This is a genomic window from Aeromonas sp. MTB, assembly GCF_056632455.1.
Genome location: NZ_CP147026.1, coordinates 3,679,881 through 3,698,108 on the forward strand (window position 1 = coordinate 3,679,881; position 18,228 = coordinate 3,698,108).

The following is an 18,228-nucleotide window of genomic DNA, read 5'->3' on the forward strand; positions in this document are numbered from 1 at the left end:
CAAGATGATCAATATTTCCCGTCGTGGTTTTCTGGGTGGCTTGCTGGTCAGCGGTGCCTCTGCCCTGATCGGCCCCTCCCTGCTCGGTCGCGCCGTGATGGCCGCCGAGTCTGGCGACAAGCTGGTGCAGTCCGGCTCCCACTGGGGCGCCTTCCGTGCCCGGGTGGTCGATGGCCGCTGGGTCGAGACCCTGCCGTTCGAGCATGACAAGCACCCCACCGACATGCTCAAGGCCTTGAGTGAGGTGGTCTACAACCCCTCCCGCATCCGCTACCCCATGGTGCGACTGGACTGGCTGCGCAAGGGGCACCAGTCCGACACCAGCGAACGTGGCCAGAACCGCTTCGTGCGGGTGACCTGGTCCCAGGCGCTGGACTTCTTCTATCACGAGCTGGAGCGGGTGCAGAAGATCTATGGCCCGAGCGCCCTCTATGCCGGTCACTCCGGCTGGCAGTCGGTAGGCAAACTGCACTCCGCTGGTGCCATGCTGGGGCGCGCCATGAACCTGCACGGCACCTATCTGGCCAAGGCTGGTGACTACTCCACCGGTGCCGCCCAGGTGATCCTGCCCCACGTGGCGGGCGCCATGGAGGTATACGAGCAGCAGACCTCCTGGCCGCTGGTGCTGGAACACAGCAAGACCATCGTTATCTGGGGCTCCGATCCCATCAAGAACCTGCAGGTGGGCTGGCTGGTGCCGGATCACAGCGTCTACGACTACTGGGCACAGCTGAAAGAGAAGGTAGCCAAGGGCGAGATCCGGGTGATCAGTGTCGATCCGGTCAAATCCAAGACCCAGAAGTACCTCAATTGCGATCAGGTGACCCTGAATCCGCAGACCGACGTACCGCTGATGCTGGGCATCGCCCACACCCTCTACAGCGAGAAGCGCCACGACGAGGCGTTCCTGAAGAACTACACCACCGGCTTTGACAAGTTCCTGCCCTACCTGCTGGGCACCAGCGATGGTCAGGTGAAGGATGCGGAGTGGGCCGCGGCCATCTGTGGCGTACCAGCCGAGACCATCCGCGAGCTGGCACGCGCCATGAGCAGCGGCCGCACCCAGCTTATCGGCGGCTGGTGCGTGCAGCGCATGCACCACGGCGAACAGTACGCCTGGATGCTGGTGGTACTGGCCTCTATGCTTGGTCAGATCGGCCTGCCAGGTGGCGGTTACGGCTTTGGCTGGCACTACAACGGGGCGGGCACCATCACCTCCAGCGGCCCCATCATGTCCGGTTTCAGCTCGGTCATTCCCGGCGTTAAACCACTCCATGACGGCGACTGGAAGGGCTACTCCAAATTCATTCCGGTGGCCCGCTTCGTCGACTGCATCCTCAATCCGGGCAAGCAGATCGACTTCAACGGCCAGACCATCACCTACCCCCACATGAAGATGGCGGTGTTCTGCGGCAACAACCCGTTCCACCACCAGCAGGATCGCAACAAGATGGTCGCCGCCTGGCGCAAGCTGGAAACCGTGGTCAGCATCGATCACCAGTGGACGGCCAGCTGCCGTTTCGCCGATATCGTGCTGCCCGCCACCACCACCTATGAGCGGGACGACATAGAGCAATGGGGCTCCCACTCCAACGCGGGCATTCTGGCCATGTACAAGGTGGTGGAGCCGCTGTTCGAGGCGCGCGATGACTACGACATCTTCGCCGATCTTTGCCGTCGCTTTGGTCGTGAGGTCGAGTTCACCGGTGGCAAGAGCAAGCTGGAGTGGATCCAGAGCATCTATGACGATGCCCGCCTGCAGGGTCGCGGCATCGGCATCCGTCTGCCCCGTTTCAGCCAGTTCTGGCACGGCGAGGGCTTCGTCACCTTCCCGGCAGGCCAACCCTGGGTGCGCCACGAGTCGTTCCGTCAGGAGCCGGATCTGGAGCCGCTCGGTACCCCGTCTGGCCTTATCGAGATCTACTCCAAGACCATCGCCGACTACGGCTATGGGGATTGCCCGGGCCATCCGGTCTGGATCGAGCCCTACGAGCGCTCCCACGGCGGGTCGGGCAGCAAACAGTACCCGCTGCACCTGCAATCCTGCCACCCGGACAAGCGGCTGCACAGCCAGCTCTGCTCCTCCGACAACTATCGCGCCACCTACACAGTGCAGGGTCGCGAGCCTGTCTACATGAATCCGCAGGATGCCAAATCCCGCGGCCTCAAGGACGGCGATCTGGTGCGGGTGTTCAACGGCCGCGGTCAGGTATTGGCCGGTCTGGTGGTAAGCGATGACTACGCCCCCGGCGTGGTGCGCATTCAGGAAGGAGCCTGGTATGGCCCGCAAGAGGGTGGCAAGGTAGGGACTCTCTGTACCTACGGCGATCCCAACGTGCTGACTGCCGACATCGGCTCCTCCAGCCTGGCGCAGGCTACCACGGCCCATACCGCGCTGGTGGAGATCGAGAAGTTCCGCGGGCAGGCACCTGCCGTCACTGCCTTCGGCGCGCCGGAATCGGCCAAAGGCATCGACCCCATGTTCCCGGCACTCTGACCCCGGGGGGACGAAAGCGCCCCCTTGAGTTTCCTTTATTTTTAAAGTCGTTAGAATCGGGAGCCATCAAGGCTCCCGATTGCCATCCACGGAGGAAAAATGCAGGAATTTATGGCTACCAGCGAACGCCGGGCCGAACTCTACTGGTGGTTCTCCACCCTGTTCGCCGCCGAACTCAGTGATGAGCAGATCGCCGAATATGACACCTATGACGTACGAAGCTTCCTGAAAAGCCTCTCCACCCTGGATCCGATGCGCGAAGCCGTGGCCGAACTCAACGAGGCCATCGCCCGCCTGCTGGTGCGTCCGGATCGCCAGCTGGAACTCGCCGCCGACTTCGCCGGTCTGTTTCTGGTGGATCCCAAACAGGGCGCCCTGCCCTACGAATCGCTCTACCGCGGCGAGGCCAAGCTGCTGATGCAGGCCCCGATGGCCGAGATGCAGGCCCGCCTAGATCGCCTCGGCATCAATGTCAGCGATAAATACAAAGAGCCTGCGGATCATCTAGCCATCGAGCTGGATCTGATGGGCAATCTCATCATCCGCGCGGCGGAAGCCAAGAGCGCAGCCGAGCGGGAACGCTGGCTCGACGAGCAGGAAGCGCTGCTGCACGGCCATCTGCTGGGCTGGTTTGACAAGTTCGAAAGCGCCTGTCGCGCCGCCGACCGGTTTGGCTTCTACGGCGCCAGTGCCCGTCTGCTGGGGGTCTTCCTCAAGATGGATGCCAACTACCTCTCTCTGGTCAAACCGGCACCGTCCGCCGACTGAGCCCGCGATGAAGACAGCCCTGCTTCTGATTGCATGCTGGCTGCTGGCCCTGATCCCGCTGGATCAGGGCATTACTCCCCTGATTGCGCTGCTGTTCAACCCAGATCGCGAGCTCTACGGCACCGCCCAGCTCACCGGCTTTGCCGGCATCCTGCTCACCCTCTACCTTGCCAACCTCGGCGTCGAGGTGGTGTTGCGCCGCCGCTTCCAGATCGCCGGCATGCTGGCGCTGCTGGCCGCCTGGATCGACTTCATCAACAGCAGTGGCAGCGAGTCACACTTCCTGCTGCTCTATCTGCTTGCCCTCCCCTTCCATCTGCTCGGCTGGCTGGTACTGGTGCGCGGCATTCAGGCGTTTGGTCGCCAGAAGGGATAACCACTCGCCCCTTTTCCATCCTTTTTATCAGGTTTTTCTGCCTATTCTTGCCGTCAAAACAACCAGATAACTCCGCTTGACTCCCGGCCAAACAGTTCGTGCCATACTGACAACTGATGCAAGTGATAAAACAATCAATGCCGAGGTCATCATGGATGGGAAGCTTTTCAACGCCGACACCGAGGCAATGTTGACCCAGCTGTCAGATCACACCGTCCTGGAACAGCTGATGGATAATGCCCCTCTGGGCATCGGCGTCTTTGACTGCGAATTTCGCTACCGTAAAGTCAATCAGGTGCTGGCCGACATCAATGGCAAAAGCATCGAGGAGCATCAGGGCAAGCACCTCAGAGAGGTGGTTCCCAAGCTGGCACCGACTCTGGAGCCCATGTTTCAGCAGATCATGCGAAGCGGCATGCCCTACGTGGATATCGCCATCACGGGCCAAACCGCGGCGTACGACAGCAGCTCACGCCGCTTTCAGGCCACCTACAGCCCGATGCGTGATGAGAAGGGAGAGCTGAACGGCATCCTCGCCATCGTGCGGGACATCACCGAGCAGTACGAAACCGAACAACGGCTGCAACTGGCAATGCGAGCGGCCCAAATCGGGGTGTGGGAATGGCACGTTGCGGAAGACAGACTGCTGTTCGACGGCCAGATTGAGCCGCTGCTGGGCATCGAGGCCAACCAGTTCCACGGCGGGCTGCAAGCGTTCGTCGACTGTTTTGAACCGGAATCCGGCAGCCAGCTCAAGGCCGCCCTGCAAAGTCATGACCCCATCCATCTCACCCTGAGCTACCTCACCGCTCTCAACGAGCGCCACTGGGTCGATATTCATGCCGACCATGTCCCCGCCACCGAGTCGGTCGGCCACCGGGTCATGGGGGTCATTCACAATGCCACCGCCCGCCGCCGTCAGGAGGAGCGGCTCCATCAGGCCAACGTGGTATTCGATACCACGGCCGAGGGGATCATCATCCTCGACAGCGAGCACCATATTCTGTCGGTCAACCCGGCCTTCACCATGCTGACCCAATACAATGCCGAGGAGGTGATAGGCCGTACCCCGGATATCATCATGCATCCCAGGCGCTACACCGACCTCGACTATCCCTGGTATCACCTGCGCCCCGGCAACAACGCCTGGCATGGCGAGATGGTTTGTCTGCGCAAGGATGGCAGCTACTTCTCCTCCTGGCAGCAGATCAGCGCTGTCTATGACAACTTCAACAACACCACTCACTATGTGATCGCCCTCTCCGACATCAGCGCCATTCGCAAGGTGGAGGCCGAGCTGAATCACCTTGCCTATCACGATCCCCTGACCGAGCTGGGCAATCGCCATCTGTTGCAGGAGCGGCTGGCCCTTGAGCTGAAAACCGCGCAGCTCAATCGCAAACGGTTGGGGCTGCTCTTTATCGATCTGGATGGCTTCAAGCTGATCAACGACAGCCTGGGCCACGGAGTTGGCGATGAGCTGCTCAAGCGGCTGGCAGAGCGGATCCGCGGCTGCCTGCAGCACAACGATCTGGCGACCCGCCTCGGGGGAGACGAGTTTCTGGTGCTGATCCCCTATCTGGAGGAGCCTGACGAGCTGGCAACCCTGGCCAATACCCTGCTGACCGTGTTGCGTGAACCGGTTGAGCTGGCCCATGAGCTGGTGGCAATCTCGGCAAGTATCGGTATCGCCATCTATCCGGATCATGCAGACAGCCCGGAAACCCTGGTCAGCGCCGCCGACAGCGCCATGTACGAGGCGAAAAGTCAGGGGCGCAACGGCTTCCAGTTCTATACCCCCTGCATGGCGGCTCGAGCCCGCGAGCGGATGCAGATTGAGCAGGGCCTGCTCAAGGCCCTGGAGCTCGAACAGCTCTGCATCTTCTATCAACCCATGACCAATCTGGCCAACGGCCACCTGAGTGGACTGGAAGCCCTGCTGCGCTGGCAGCATCCCAATGAGGGGATGATAGCGCCGACCCGTTTTATTCCGGTGGCGGAGGAGTGCGGCCTGATCGAGAAAATTGGGGAGTGGGTGATGCGCAACGCCTGTGAGCAGGGACAAAACTGGCTGGCCGCCGGACTGCCGGTGCCCCGCTTGTCGGTCAATGTGTCGGTACGGGAGATGCGCTCCCCGGGCTACGTTGAACGGGTCGCCGCTATTCTGGCCGAGACCGGATTTCCGCCAGAACGGCTGGAGATTGAAGTGACGGAGAGCATCATCCAGCGGGTCGAACAGAGTCTGGATCTCTTTACCCGCCTGAAAAATCTCGGCGTGCAGATTGCCATCGATGACTTTGGCACCGGCTTCTCGTCACTGAGCCTGCTCAAGACCCTGCCGATCGATCGCATCAAGATCGACCGAGCGTTTGTGCAAGCATTACCGGAGGACAAGAACAGTCGGGAGCTCTGCCGCACCATCATCAATCTGGCCGACAGTCTGGATATGGAGGTCACCGCCGAAGGGATTGAAACCAAGGCACAACACGCCTTCTTGCAGTCACTCAACTGCGGCGAAGGACAGGGTTATCTGTTCAGCAAACCACTGCATGTCGAACAGATGCACGAACGCTTGGATTGCCAAAACGTTCAACATTAGCGATACCAAGGAAACAAACGGCCAATCAAACTACTTTCCAAACGTCAGGGTAGGAACACCACCATTATCCAGGTCATTGGCCATGCGAGTGAGCGGTGAGTCGCCAGAGTAACGGGATCCTGGCTCACTGAGGGAAAACTTGGTTCCCGACTTTTTGTCCTGCCATGCATGACCAAGCTGATCAGCAACCCGCTCCCGCACAGTCAGTGAAGGCTCCTGGTGTGTAATCGCAAACTCTTTGGGAGGGTTGTCTGCAAGAACAGTCGTATCAAACTGCCACAGGGATGCACAGAGCAATAGAGAGAACATAACTACCTCCATCCATCGAAGTCCTCCTTTTTACCGACTCACTGCGTGAGTGTCACCCATAACCCTGTAACCAAATGTTGCTGTCTATCCAAAAGTCTAATTGCCCCCATCAGCCAAAGGTATAAGTTGTTACTTAATTATTAAAAGTATGTATTCAAAGGAGTGAGTGATGAGCGAGAGCAAGGTCTACCCGGTCAAACCCCACATCAGCAGCAATGCACTGCTCGACAAGGGCGACTACGCCGCCATGTATCAGGCCTCCGTCGAGGATCCCGATACCTTCTGGGGAGAGCAGGGAAAAATTCTCGACTGGATGAAGCCCTATACCAAGGTCAAGAACACCTCCTACGATCCGGGCCATGTCTCCATCAAATGGTTTGAAGATGGCCAGCTCAACGTCTCGGCCAACTGTCTCGATCGCCATCTCGCCGAACGAGGTGACAAGGTCGCCATCATCTGGGAAGGGGACAACCCTGCCGAAGATCGCAAACTCACCTACCGCGAGTTGCACACCGAAGTGTGCAAGTTTGCCAACGTATTGAAAGCACAAGGGGTTCACCGCGGCGACGTGGTCTGCCTCTATATGCCCATGGTGCCCGAAGCCGCCATCGCCATGTTGGCCTGTACCCGCATCGGCGCGGTACACAGCATCGTCTTCGGCGGCTTCTCGCCGGAAGCGCTGGCTGGCCGCATCATCGACTCGGGCTCGCGCATCGTCATCACCGCCGATGAAGGGCTGCGTGGCGGCCGTCCGGTGCCGCTCAAGAAGAATGTGGATGAAGCGCTCACCAACCCGGAAACCCAGGTCAACAAGGTGATCGTCCTCAAGCGCACCGGCGGCAATGTCGCCTGGCACAACCACCGCGACATCTGGTGGCATGAAGCGACCGCCGCCGTCAGCAGCGACTGCCCGCCCGAGGCGATGAACGCCGAAGATCCGCTCTTTATCCTCTATACCTCCGGCTCCACCGGCAAACCCAAAGGGGTGCTACACACCACCGGCGGCTATCTGGTCTATGCCACCCTCACCTTCAAATATGTGTTCGACTACCACGAAGAGGATATCTACTGGTGTACCGCCGATGTGGGCTGGGTTACCGGTCACTCCTATCTGGTCTACGGGCCGCTTGCCAACGGCGCCACCACCATCATGTTCGAAGGAGTGCCCAACTACCCGGCCACCAACCGCATGAGTCAGGTGGTGGACAAGCACCAGGTCACCATTCTCTATACCGCCCCCACTGCCATCCGCGCCCTGATGGCCAAAGGCAACGAAGCGGTCACCGGCACGTCACGCCAGAGCCTGCGCATCATGGGTTCGGTGGGTGAGCCGATCAACCCGGAAGCCTGGGAGTGGTACTACCGCACCATTGGTGACGAGCGCTGCCCCATTGTCGATACCTGGTGGCAAACCGAGACCGGCGGCATCCTGATCACGCCGCTGCCCGGCGTCACCGACCTGAAACCGGGCTCGGCGACTCGTCCCTTCTTCGGGGTGCAACCGGCGCTGGTCGACAACATGGGCGAACCGCTGGAAGGTGCCACCGAGGGTAACCTGGTGATCACCGACTCCTGGCCGGGCCAGATGCGCACCGTATTCGGCGATCACGAGCGCTTCGAGCAGACCTACTTCTCCACCTTCCCGGGCCGCTACTTCACAGGCGACGGTGCCCGTCGCGACGAGGACGGCTACTACTGGATCACCGGTCGGGTGGATGATGTACTGAACGTCTCCGGCCACCGCATGGGTACCGCCGAAATTGAATCGGCGCTGGTGGCCCATCCCAAGATCGCCGAAGCTGCGGTGGTAGGGGTACCGCACGAGATCAAGGGTCAGGGGATCTATGCCTATGTCACCCTGATCGCCGGGGAAGAGCCGAGCCGCGAGCTGCACAAAGAGGTGAAGGAGTGGGTCCGCAAGGAGATTGGCGCCATCGCCACGCCAGATGTCATTCACTGGGCAGAGGGGCTGCCGAAGACCCGTTCCGGCAAGATCATGCGCCGCATCTTGCGCAAAATCGCCACCGGCGAGACCGACAGCCTGGGGGATATCTCCACCCTGGCGGATCCGGGGGTAGTAGACAAACTCATCCGCGAGAAGTCGGAAGCAGCCTGATCCCGCTTCGTTTGTAGCTCGATAAAGCCGGCCCCGTGCCGGCTTTGTCGTTTCTCATCCGCCAGCAAACAGCAAAGCAGTAGCTACGAAGCCTTGCCGACCGAAACGTGCAATAAATAGCCAGATGTAGAGATTAGACCAGTAAAATGCTGCTAATTTTCACGAAATCAATATAATTGCGAAATCTGTGTGCCAGGGCACACCGATTTGCGCAGAAAATGGCTAGATTTCTGGTAGTCCACAAGATAGCTGATAGATGGCAGCATTATCATCGAGGATGTACTCAATATGTCGCAAAATCACCGAATCCTCCTGCTCAACGGACCAAACCTGAATCTGCTGGGCAAACGGGAACCGGGTATCTACGGCAGCAAGACGCTTGATGAGATCGTCGCCGATCTGAAGCTTAACGCCAGCGAACTCGGTGTCACTCTGGAACATCTGCAATCCAATGCCGAACATGAGTTGGTCGGCCGCATCCATCAGGCCATGGGCCAGGTGGATTTTATCATCATCAATCCAGCCGCCTTCACCCACACCAGCGTCGCCATTCGCGATGCGCTGCTGGGTGTCGCCATCCCTTTTATCGAGGTTCACCTGTCAAACGTCCATGCCAGGGAGCCGTTCCGTCATCACTCCTATCTGTCTGATGTCGCCAAAGGGGTCATTTGTGGTCTGGGGGCCGATGGCTACCAATTCGCTTTAACCGCGGCCGTGCACCATCTGCGCGCGGCTTGATAATCACTGATCAGATAAAGAAGAAAGAGAATGCTAATGGATATCCGCAAAATCAAGAAGCTGATTGAACTGGTTGAAGAGTCCGGCATCGCCGAACTGGAGATCTCCGAAGGTGAAGAGTCCGTTCGCATCAGCCGCAACTTCTCCGGTCAGGTGACCACCGCCATGCCGCAGATGATGATGCAGCAAGCCGCTCCGGTTGCCGCACCTGCTGCTGCCGCCCCAGTTGCCGCCGCACCGGCCGCAGATGCAGCCCCGAGCGGTCACCTGATGCGCTCCCCGATGGTTGGCTCCTTCTACCGCTCCTCCAGCCCGGATGCCAAGCCGTTCGCGGAAGTGGGTCAGCAAGTCAATGTCGGCGACACCCTGTGCATCGTCGAAGCCATGAAAATGATGAACCAAATCGAGTCTGACAAGGCCGGTGTGATCAAAGCGATCCTGGTTGAAAATGGTCAGGCCGTCGAATTTGACGAGCCGCTGTTCATCATCGAATAAGGGAAATCGCCACCCATGTTGGACAAAGTAGTCATCGCCAACCGCGGTGAAATTGCCCTGCGGATCCTGCGCGCCTGTAAAGAGCTCGGGATCAAGACAGTGGCCGTTCACTCCACCGCCGACCGGGAGCTCAAACATGTGCTGCTGGCCGACGAATCCATCTGTATCGGCAGACCGGCCAGTACTGAATCCTACCTCAACGTCCCGGCCATCATCGCCGCCGCTGAGGTAACCGGTGCTGTGGCCATCCACCCGGGTTACGGCTTCCTCTCCGAGAACGCTGATTTCGCCGAAGTGGTCGAAAAATCCGGCTTCATCTTCATCGGCCCGCGCGCCGAGACCATTCGCCTGATGGGTGACAAGGTCTCCGCCATCGAAGCGATGAAGAAAGCGGGCGTACCGTGTGTACCGGGCTCTGACGGCCCCGTCGACAACGACGCCAAGCACAACGCCGCCATTGCCAAGCGCATCGGCTATCCGGTGATCATCAAGGCCGCCGGTGGCGGTGGTGGTCGCGGTATGCGCGTGGTGCGCAATGAAGCGGAACTGGCGGGCGCCATCGCGCTGACCAAATCCGAAGCAGGCCAGTTCTTCAAGAACGACATGGTCTACATGGAGAAGTACCTGGAAAACCCGCGCCACATCGAAATTCAGGTGTTGGCAGACGGCCAGGGCAACGCCCTCTATCTGGGCGAGCGTGACTGCTCCATGCAGCGTCGCCACCAGAAAGTGGTGGAAGAGGCGCCGGCACCCGGCATCACCGCCGAAATGCGCAAGTTCATCGGTGAGCGCTGTGTGCGTGCCTGTATCGAGATCGGCTACCGCGGTGCGGGTACTTTCGAGTTCCTGTACGAGAACGGCGAGTTCTATTTCATCGAAATGAACACCCGTATCCAGGTTGAGCATCCGGTCACCGAGATGGTCACCGGTATCGATCTGATCAAGGAGCAGCTGCGCATCGCCGCCGGCCAGCCTCTGTCGATCACCCAGCAGGATATCCGCATCCGTGGCCATGCCATCGAGTGCCGGATCAACGCCGAAGATCCGGCCACGTTCATGCCCTCTCCGGGTCTGGTGCAGCGCTTCCACGCGCCGGGTGGTCTGGGCGTGCGTTGGGACTCCCACATCTATGCCGGTTACAAGGTACCGCCCCACTACGATTCGATGATCGGCAAGCTGATCTGCTACGGCGAGAATCGTGACATTGCCATCGCCCGCATGCGCCATGCGCTGGACGAGCTGGTGGTGGAAGGGATCAAGACCAACGTACCGTTGCAAAAAGAGATCATGAAAGACGAAAACTTCCAGCACGGTGGCACCAATATCCACTACCTGCACAAGAAGTTAGGTCTGTAAGGATCGCTGATAGAGACCCGATGACATTGCACGGTGGCAGTACCAACGCCCACTATCTGCACAAGAAGTTGGGTCTGTAAGGATCGCTGATAGAGACCGGACTTCCGATGGAAGTCTGCTCCGCAAGGAGCCTCTGCTGAAAAAGGGCCATGGCGACATGGCCCTTTTTTGTTATCCTTGCGCCCCTCAAATTTGTCGGAGGCCAAGGTGAACCGTTTTGCTCTCGCCCGCCGGGAAGCAGCTTTCTGCCTGCTGCTGACCCTGTTCTACTTCTTTGCCTGGTATGGCACCGCCTATTTTATCCCGCTCCAGCTGGAGTTGTGGGGGCTGCCGCTGTGGTTCCTGCTCAGTTGCATGGTGATGCCGCTGCTGTTCATTCTGCTCTGCGCCCTGATGGTGAACAGGCTGTTTGTGGAGATCCCCCTCGATACCCACTCCCCTTCCGGCAAGGAGTCATCCCATGAATCTTGAGTTGATGCTGCCACTCGTCATCTATCTGGTGCTGGTGCTGGGGGTGGGTTTCTGGGCCAGCCGCCATCGCGCAGAAGGCAACTTCGTGCAGGAGTACTTCATCGGCAACCGCAGCATGGGCGGGCTGGTGCTGGCGATGACGCTAGTGGCCACCTACACCTCGGCCTCCTCCTTTATCGGCGGGCCGGGCGCGGCCTACAAGATCGGTCTGGGCTGGGTGTTGCTGGCGATGATCCAGCTGCCCACCGTCTGGCTCACCCTGGGGGTGCTTGGCAAGAAGTTCGCCATCATCGCCCGCCGGGTCAATGCGGTGACCATCAACGACATGCTGTGGGCCCGCTATCAGAGCAAGGCGGTGGTGATCCTCGGCTCCGTTACTATCATCCTCGCCTTTATCGCGACCATGGTGGTGCAGTTTATCGGCGGCGCCCGCCTGCTGGAGACCGCCACCGGCCTCTCCTACCAGCAGGGGTTGATGCTGTTTGCCAGCTGCGTACTGCTCTACACCATCATCGGCGGCTTCCGCGCGGTGGTGATGACCGATGCCCTGCAAGGGATCATCATGCTGATCGGCACCGGCGCCTTGCTGGCGGGAATTCTGATTGCCGGTGACGGGCTGCCAAACCTCATCCACCAGCTCAGGGTGATCGATCCCAAACTGGTGAGCCCGCAGGGGGCCGGCGACATGCTGACCCAGCCCTTTATGCTGAGCTTCTGGATCCTGGTCTGTGTCGGGGTGGTGGGGCTGCCCCACTCGGCATTGCGCTGCTTTGGTTATCGCGACAGCAAGGCGCTTCATCGCGGCATTCTGATCGGTACAGTGGTCAGCGCCCTGCTGATGTTCGGCATGCATCTGGCGGGTGCCCTTGGCCGCGCCATCCTGCCGGGCATGGACAGCCCGGACAAGATCATGCCCTCCCTGATGATGGAAGTGCTGCCCCCCTGGCTGGCCGGGGTCTTTCTGGCAGCGCCGATGGCGGCCATCATGTCCACCATCGACTCCCAGCTGATCCAGGCTTCCGCCACTCTGGTGAAGGATCTCTACCTCAACTATCTCAATCCAAAGCAGGAGAAGCTGGAAGTGCGCATTCCGCGCCTCTCCCTGCTCTGCACCCTGATCTTGGGCACCCTAGTGCTGCTGGCGGCGCTGCAACCGCCCGAGATGATCATCTGGCTCAACCTGCTCGCCTTTGGCGGTCTGCAGGCGGTGTTCCTCTGGCCACTGGTGCTCGGCCTCTACTGGTCGCGGGCCAACGGCTCGGGCGCGCTGGCCAGCATGGTCAGCGGCATCGTCAGCTATGGGGTACTCAGTCAGTGGGGGATCAAGCTGGCTGGCCTGCACGCCATCGTGCCAAGCCTTACACTGGCGCTGGTGGTCTTTGTCACGGTGTGCCTGTTAACGGCACCGCCCTCGCGGGAAGTGCGCGAGCTTTTCGGGCAGAAATAATAAAAATATAAATTAGGGGTTCCAAAACTATCCCCAAATAGGTGTTTTCCGGTTAAACTGTGCGCCAAGTCACAGAACGTAGCCGCTGTATGCCCGTTAAAGCCACTCGACAAGTCGTTACTCAAGCCCTGCAGCGGCTCGGTTATGCCCTGCTGCTGCCCGTCTCCATCCTGCCGATGGCGGCGTTGATCTACCGGCTTGGGCAACCCGACGTGCTCGATTTGGCGGTGCTCTCCCTCACCGGTCAGGCGATCTTCAGCCAGATGCCGCTCATCTATGCGGTGGCGATCGCCTTTGGCCTGAGTCGGCAGGAGCTGGGCGGACAAACGCTGGCGGGGGCGGTCAACTTCCTGCTGCTCAGCACCGCCTTCAATACGCTGGCCCCCAACCTGCACGCCGACATGATCTGCGGCCTGCTGGCGGGGCTCACCACCGCCATCATCTACCCCTGGGTACACCAGCAAACCCTGCCCCGCTGGCTGCAAATCGCCAAGGGGGAGTTTCCCAGCCTGCTGGTGTCGGCCTTGGCCTGCCTGCTGATCGCCATTCCCCTCTCGCTGCTATGGCCGCCGCTGGAGCGCGGGCTGACCCTGCTCACCTCCGAGCTGCTTACCACGCCGTTTGGCGCCTTCTGCTACGGCACCCTCAACCGGCTGCTGATCCCGCTCGGGCTGCATCAGGTATTGGGCAGCGTCATCGGCCTTGGCGAGAGCAACCTGCAGGCGCTGGCCACCGCCCAACCCCTTCATGAAGGGTATGTGGCCGGTCTTTACCCCATCATCATGTTCGGCCTGCCGGGCGCCTGTTTTGCCATCTGGCTGCACCGCCAGCGGATGCAGCGGCTGCCGCAGGGCGGGCTGCTGCTCACCCTGGCGCTCACCTCGGCACTGGTGGGTATCACAGAGCCTATCGAGTTTCTGTTCGCCTTTACCGCCCCCTGGCTGTTTCTCGCCCACGCCCTGCTGACCGGACTGTCGCTGGCGGTCTGTAGCGGGCTGGGGATCAAGGTGGGCAGTTACTTCTCCGCCGGTCTGCTGGATCTGGTGCTGAGCTATCAGGCTGGGGAGCACAGCTTCTGGCTCATTCCGGTCGGTATCCTGTTCTTCGTCACCTACACCCTGCTGTTCTATCAACTGCTGGAGCGTGCCCCCCTCAGCATGCCGAGCAAGCCCATCGCGGTGGAGCATCCGCGCCTTGCCAGCGTTGCCCCCTCAGACCCGCAGATGCTGGCGATCCAGTATCTCAAGGTACTGGGCGGAATGGACAATCTGGTGGCGATGAGTGTCTGTATCACCCGCCTCAGCCTGCGGGTGCGCGATATTTCACTGGTGGATGAATCCCGCCTGCTGGGCCTGGGCTGCCTCTCCTGGATCCAGCTCAACGACCACCAGCTGGTGCTGGTGCTGGGCCCCAGTGCCAGCCTGATTGAAGGGCAGATCCGCATGCTGGCGGAGCGCCAGTCGGTCCCGCTCGGCCTCAAACCCAATCAGGAGTCGGCCAGCCAGAGCAGCTGGTAACTCAGGCGAACGGCAACCGCTCGGCCACGAAATCCATCAGGGTGCGCAGGGCGGGAGCCAGATGCTCCCGACTCGGATAGATAAGGTAAAACGGGTTGGCCGGAATGGGCTGATCCGGCAACACCTTCTGCAGCCGCCCCGCCGCCAAATCCCCTTCACAGACATGGTGGGGCAACAGGGCAATCCCCCCGTCATGAAGCGCCATCTCCCGCAGCGCCAGCAAGCTGTTGCTGACACAGGCCCCCTGCGGCCGCCAGCCCCCCTCCTGCAATGGCCACACCGGCATGGCCGAGTGCACCAGACAGGCATAACGGCCCAGCTCGCTCAACTGCTGCGGCATGCCGTGGGCCGCCAGATAGGCGGGCGCTGCCACCAGATGACGCGCCACCTGACCGATACGCCGACAGATAAGGCTGGAGTCTTTCAGCGGCGCCGCCCGCAGCGCCAAATCATAACCTTCCCCCACCAGATCGAGCTGATCGTCACTCAGGGTCAGCTCCAGCACCACTTCGGGATAGAGGGCGCGAAACTCGGCGAGGATCCGGCCAAGCAGCAGGGTGCCGGTCGCCTCGGGGGCGGTGATCCGCACCCGCCCCGCCGGGGCCGAGCGCAGCCGTGCCATCGCCAGATTGGCACTGCGGGCCAGTGCCAGCAGCCCCTGACAGTGCTCCACATAGAGTTCCCCCTGCGGGGTCAGGCTCAACCTGCGGGTGGTGCGCTGCAACAGCCGTACCCCGAGCTGGGATTCCAGCCGCGAGATCTTCTGGCTCACCGATGACTTGGGCATACCAAGCAGCTCGGCGGCCCGGGTAAAGCTTCCCTGCTCCACCACGGTGGCAAACAGTCCCATCAACTCCAGATCGACATTGTTCATATATTCAAACAGTCTTTACCGATTACCCATCTTAATCTTGATAATCAACCAGACTAGAGTGAGTGGCAATCCCGAACACAGCGATTTGAAAGGAAAAACCATGAAAGCCATTGCCCTGACTCACTATCTGCCAAGCGACCACCCCGACTGCTTCATCGCCGCCAACCTGCCCGATCCGGTTCCGGGTCCGCGGGATCTGCTGGTGCGGGTCACCGCCACCTCCGTCAATCCGGTGGATACCAAGGTGCGTTCCCCCAAGGCCAAAATTGAAAGTTCGCCCCGGGTACTGGGCTGGGATGCGGTGGGGGAAGTGATCGCCATCGGCAGCGAAGTCACCCTGTTCAAGGCGGGCGACCGGGTCTGGTATGCCGGCGATATCAGCCGCCCCGGCAGCAACAGCGCCCTGCAACTGGTGGATGAACGCATCGCCGCCATCGCCCCCACCAGCTTGAGCGATGTGGAAGCCGCCGCCCTGCCGCTCACCGCCATCACCGCCTGGGAGACCCTGTTTGAGCGCTTCGCTCTTACCCGCGAAAGTCGTGGCAAACTGCTGATCATCGGCGGCGCCGGTGGCGTGGGCTCCATCGCCATCCAGCTGGCCCGCCAGCTCACTGGCATGGAGGTGATTGCGACCGCCTCCCGCCCCGAGAGCCGCGAGTGGTGCCTCGAGATGGGCGCCCATCAGGTCGTAAACCACCACAAGTTGCAGGAGGAGCTGACCGCCCTTGGCATCACCCAGGTCGATGCCATCTTCTGCACCAACGCCACCGCCGAACACTGGGCCACCATGGCTGGGCTGATCCGTCCGTTTGGCCATATCTGTACCATCGCAGAATCGAGCGAGCCGTGGGATCTCTCCCTGCTCAAGAGCAAGAGCGTCACCTTCAGCCAGGAATTCATGTTCACCCGCTCCCTGTTCCAGACGCCGGACATGATCGAACAGCACCGCCTGCTCGGCCGGGTGGCGGCACTGGTCGATGAAGGGGTATTGCAGACCACCCTGACCAGAACCATCCCGTCACTGACCCCGGTCACGCTGGCTCAGGCCCATGCCGAGGTGGAAGCGGGCCGCATGGTAGGCAAGCTGGTGATCGACATGAGCGGCTTTGCCAACTAAGCCCTCCAACGCACCATGATGGGATAAGTTCACCAAGGAGATGCCCCAAACGGGCACAATCAGCGGCACTCATGACAGCCTGTGGCAGACCAACGTCCGACAATCAGCCAAAAAAGAGGCCATTTCGCGAGAAATGGCCTGAATACCTGAACATTGGGGTAACAATCACACACATATCCTTATGCAGGACATATAAGTCTTTGCATCTGGCGTGCCAACAGCAGCATGAATGCGCCAAAACGGCGTCAGCCCGTCCTTGAGCAAGGTGCCGACCTTGCTCTTTTTTTGTCTGGCAGACTGTTTACCAGGCAAACAAGTGCAGATAAAAAAATGCCACCCGAGGGTGGCAGTGAAAGATGACGGAACTTGAGCAAAGCGTTCAGCGAAAACCGGTCGTCTTCGCCTGCATATAGCAATACAGGAACCGTGCCAATCCGGCAAAAGCCCCCGTATCCCTCCACGTCATGGGCAAACCACGACAGCACTGCCCCATGATGGTAGAATCTCGCGGTTTCACATTTATGAAGAGTCGACGCCATGCCCTGGATACAAATTCGAATCAACGCCACTGCCAAGACCGCAGACAAGGTGAGCAACATGCTGCTGGGGCGTGGAGCCCAGGCGGTGACCTTTATGGATGCCAAGGATGTGCCCGTCTACGAACCCATGCCCGGTGAAACCCCGCTCTGGGGCGAGACCGAAGTGATGGGTCTGTTCGATGCCGAAACCGATCCGGCCCCCACCATCGCCTTCTTCCAGCAGATCTTCGGCGAAAATGTCGGCTACAAGGTCGAGCAGCTGGAGGACAAGGACTGGGTGCGCGAGTGGATGGATCACTTCCATCCCATGCAGTTTGGCGAGCGCCTCTGGATCTGCCCGAGCTGGCGCGACGTGCCGAACCCCGATGCGGTCAACGTCATGCTGGATCCGGGTCTGGCCTTCGGTACCGGTACCCACCCCACCACCGCCCTCTGCCTGCAGTGGCTGGACGGGCTGGATCTGACCGGTAAAACCGTGGTCGACTTTGGTTGCGGCTCCGGCATTCTCGGCATCGCCGCCCTGAAACTGGGTGCCGCCCGCGTTATCGGCATCGACATCGACCCGCAGGCCATTCAGGCCAGCCGCGACAACGCCGCGCGCAACGGCGTCGCCGACCAGATTGAGCTCTATCTGCCGGCCGACCAGCCGCAAGATGTCGAAGCGGACGTGGTGGTCGCCAACATCCTGGCCGGCCCGCTGCGCGAACTGGCACCGCTGATCGCCGGTCACGGCAAGCCGGGCAGCCTGATGGCCCTCTCCGGCGTGCTGGAGAGCCAGGCCCCGGAGCTGGAAACTATCTACGGTCAGTGGTTCGAGATGGACCCGACCGCCGTCAAGGAGGAGTGGTGCCGCCTCTCCGGCCGCAAACACGGCTAAACGCGGGCAACATAGACGCCAACCTCATGCCATCAGGGCTCCCATTCGGGGGCCCTGATTGTTTTGGCCTGTCAGGCTCTTCCCGGTCCGTGGACATGGGCTTGATCGCCCTCCCTTCTGATTGTGTTCGTT

At 60.5% G+C, this 18,228-nt stretch carries 15 protein-coding genes; 13 read left to right on the plus strand and 2 right to left on the minus strand.

All coding sequences use genetic code 11. The annotated features are described in order from the left end of the window. Positions 1-4 precede the first annotated feature (4 nt). The 4 genes from torA (at position 5) to WBR25_RS16755 (ending at position 6,240) form a co-directional block, all read left to right on the plus strand. Entirely contained in the window at positions 5-2,497 is a 2,493-nt protein-coding gene (gene torA, locus WBR25_RS16740; RefSeq protein ID WP_479748667.1) for a trimethylamine-N-oxide reductase TorA, read from the plus strand. Between the two features lie 99 nt (positions 2,498-2,596). Further along, the gene (torD, locus tag WBR25_RS16745) at positions 2,597-3,265 is read left to right on the plus strand and encodes a molecular chaperone TorD (RefSeq protein WP_021230390.1); all 669 of its coding nucleotides are present in this window, start codon (positions 2,597-2,599) and stop codon (positions 3,263-3,265) included. Between the two features lie 7 nt (positions 3,266-3,272). Continuing rightward, positions 3,273-3,641: a hypothetical protein gene (locus WBR25_RS16750; RefSeq protein WP_005349490.1), complete on the plus strand. Its 369-nt coding sequence runs from the start codon at positions 3,273-3,275 to the stop codon at positions 3,639-3,641. A gap of 151 nt (positions 3,642-3,792) precedes the next feature. Further along, entirely contained in the window at positions 3,793-6,240 is a 2,448-nt protein-coding gene (locus tag WBR25_RS16755) for a sensor domain-containing protein (protein ID WP_021230392.1), read from the plus strand. A 30-nt stretch (positions 6,241-6,270) separates the two neighbouring features. On the opposite strand, the gene WBR25_RS16760 is transcribed toward WBR25_RS16755, so the two are convergent. Further along, the gene (locus WBR25_RS16760) at positions 6,271-6,549 is read right to left on the minus strand and encodes a hypothetical protein (protein WP_042054214.1); all 279 of its coding nucleotides are present in this window, start codon (positions 6,547-6,549) and stop codon (positions 6,271-6,273) included. A gap of 169 nt (positions 6,550-6,718) precedes the next feature. On the opposite strand from WBR25_RS16760, the gene acs reads away from it, so the two are divergent. The 7 genes from acs (at position 6,719) to WBR25_RS16795 (ending at position 14,689) form a co-directional block, all read left to right on the plus strand. Next, positions 6,719-8,665, plus strand: a complete 1,947-nt coding sequence (gene acs / locus WBR25_RS16765; RefSeq protein ID WP_202000106.1) for an acetate--CoA ligase — start codon at positions 6,719-6,721, stop codon at positions 8,663-8,665. Positions 8,666-8,953: 288 nt separating this feature from the next. Continuing rightward, on the plus strand, positions 8,954-9,403 hold the full coding sequence (aroQ, locus tag WBR25_RS16770; protein ID WP_005338907.1) for a type II 3-dehydroquinate dehydratase: 450 nt from the start codon (positions 8,954-8,956) through the stop codon (positions 9,401-9,403). A 36-nt stretch (positions 9,404-9,439) separates the two neighbouring features. After that, complete coding sequence (gene accB, locus WBR25_RS16775) at positions 9,440-9,898, plus strand: acetyl-CoA carboxylase biotin carboxyl carrier protein (protein ID WP_005338908.1); 459 nt, start codon at positions 9,440-9,442, stop codon at positions 9,896-9,898. A gap of 15 nt (positions 9,899-9,913) precedes the next feature. After that, on the plus strand, positions 9,914-11,254 hold the full coding sequence (accC, locus tag WBR25_RS16780) for an acetyl-CoA carboxylase biotin carboxylase subunit (protein ID WP_005338910.1): 1,341 nt from the start codon (positions 9,914-9,916) through the stop codon (positions 11,252-11,254). Positions 11,255-11,461: 207 nt separating this feature from the next. Further along, positions 11,462-11,725, plus strand: coding sequence for a YhdT family protein (locus tag WBR25_RS16785; RefSeq protein WP_005349483.1), 264 nt, complete (start codon positions 11,462-11,464; stop codon positions 11,723-11,725). Beyond that, positions 11,715-13,172, plus strand: coding sequence for a sodium/pantothenate symporter (panF, locus tag WBR25_RS16790; protein ID WP_479748670.1), 1,458 nt, complete (start codon positions 11,715-11,717; stop codon positions 13,170-13,172). Before WBR25_RS16785 ends, panF begins: the two co-directional genes overlap by 11 nt. Positions 13,173-13,261: 89 nt before the next feature. Next, positions 13,262-14,689 carry a PTS transporter subunit EIIC gene (locus WBR25_RS16795; RefSeq protein ID WP_042054940.1) on the plus strand — a complete coding sequence of 476 codons (1,428 nt, stop codon included), beginning with the start codon at positions 13,262-13,264 and terminating at the stop codon, positions 14,687-14,689. Position 14,690: 1 nt separating this feature from the next. On the opposite strand, the gene WBR25_RS16800 is transcribed toward WBR25_RS16795, so the two are convergent. Continuing rightward, entirely contained in the window at positions 14,691-15,563 is an 873-nt protein-coding gene (locus tag WBR25_RS16800) for a LysR family transcriptional regulator (RefSeq protein WP_162504381.1), read from the minus strand. Positions 15,564-15,663: 100 nt separating this feature from the next. Here WBR25_RS16800 and WBR25_RS16805 point away from each other — a divergent pair, with 100 nt between their 5' ends. Together WBR25_RS16805 and prmA are read left to right on the plus strand one after the other, a co-directional pair. Beyond that, a complete protein-coding gene (locus WBR25_RS16805) occupies positions 15,664-16,680 on the plus strand; it encodes a zinc-binding alcohol dehydrogenase family protein (RefSeq protein WP_139740031.1) in 1,017 nt (338 codons plus the stop codon). 537 nt (positions 16,681-17,217) lie between these two features. Beyond that, a complete protein-coding gene (prmA, locus tag WBR25_RS16810) occupies positions 17,218-18,096 on the plus strand; it encodes a 50S ribosomal protein L11 methyltransferase (protein ID WP_005358410.1) in 879 nt (292 codons plus the stop codon). The last annotated feature ends 132 nt before the right edge of the window (positions 18,097-18,228 follow it).

Bases quoted from the DNA above. Each gene is read 5' to 3' on its own strand.
- torA (WP_479748667.1), top strand. From the start codon at position 5: ATGATCAATATTTCCCGTCGTGGTTTTCTGGGTGGCTTGCTGGTCAGC.
- torD (WP_021230390.1), top strand. From the start codon at position 2,597: ATGCAGGAATTTATGGCTACCAGCGAACGCCGGGCCGAACTCTACTGG.
- WBR25_RS16750 (WP_005349490.1), top strand. From the start codon at position 3,273: ATGAAGACAGCCCTGCTTCTGATTGCATGCTGGCTGCTGGCCCTGATC.
- WBR25_RS16755 (WP_021230392.1), top strand. From the start codon at position 3,793: ATGGATGGGAAGCTTTTCAACGCCGACACCGAGGCAATGTTGACCCAG.
- WBR25_RS16760 (WP_042054214.1), bottom strand. From the start codon at position 6,549: ATGTTCTCTCTATTGCTCTGTGCATCCCTGTGGCAGTTTGATACGACT.
- acs (WP_202000106.1), top strand. From the start codon at position 6,719: ATGAGCGAGAGCAAGGTCTACCCGGTCAAACCCCACATCAGCAGCAAT.
- aroQ (WP_005338907.1), top strand. From the start codon at position 8,954: ATGTCGCAAAATCACCGAATCCTCCTGCTCAACGGACCAAACCTGAAT.
- accB (WP_005338908.1), top strand. From the start codon at position 9,440: ATGGATATCCGCAAAATCAAGAAGCTGATTGAACTGGTTGAAGAGTCC.
- accC (WP_005338910.1), top strand. From the start codon at position 9,914: ATGTTGGACAAAGTAGTCATCGCCAACCGCGGTGAAATTGCCCTGCGG.
- panF (WP_479748670.1), top strand. From the start codon at position 11,715: ATGAATCTTGAGTTGATGCTGCCACTCGTCATCTATCTGGTGCTGGTG.
- WBR25_RS16795 (WP_042054940.1), top strand. From the start codon at position 13,262: ATGCCCGTTAAAGCCACTCGACAAGTCGTTACTCAAGCCCTGCAGCGG.
- WBR25_RS16800 (WP_162504381.1), bottom strand. From the start codon at position 15,563: ATGAACAATGTCGATCTGGAGTTGATGGGACTGTTTGCCACCGTGGTG.
- WBR25_RS16805 (WP_139740031.1), top strand. From the start codon at position 15,664: ATGAAAGCCATTGCCCTGACTCACTATCTGCCAAGCGACCACCCCGAC.
- prmA (WP_005358410.1), top strand. From the start codon at position 17,218: ATGCCCTGGATACAAATTCGAATCAACGCCACTGCCAAGACCGCAGAC.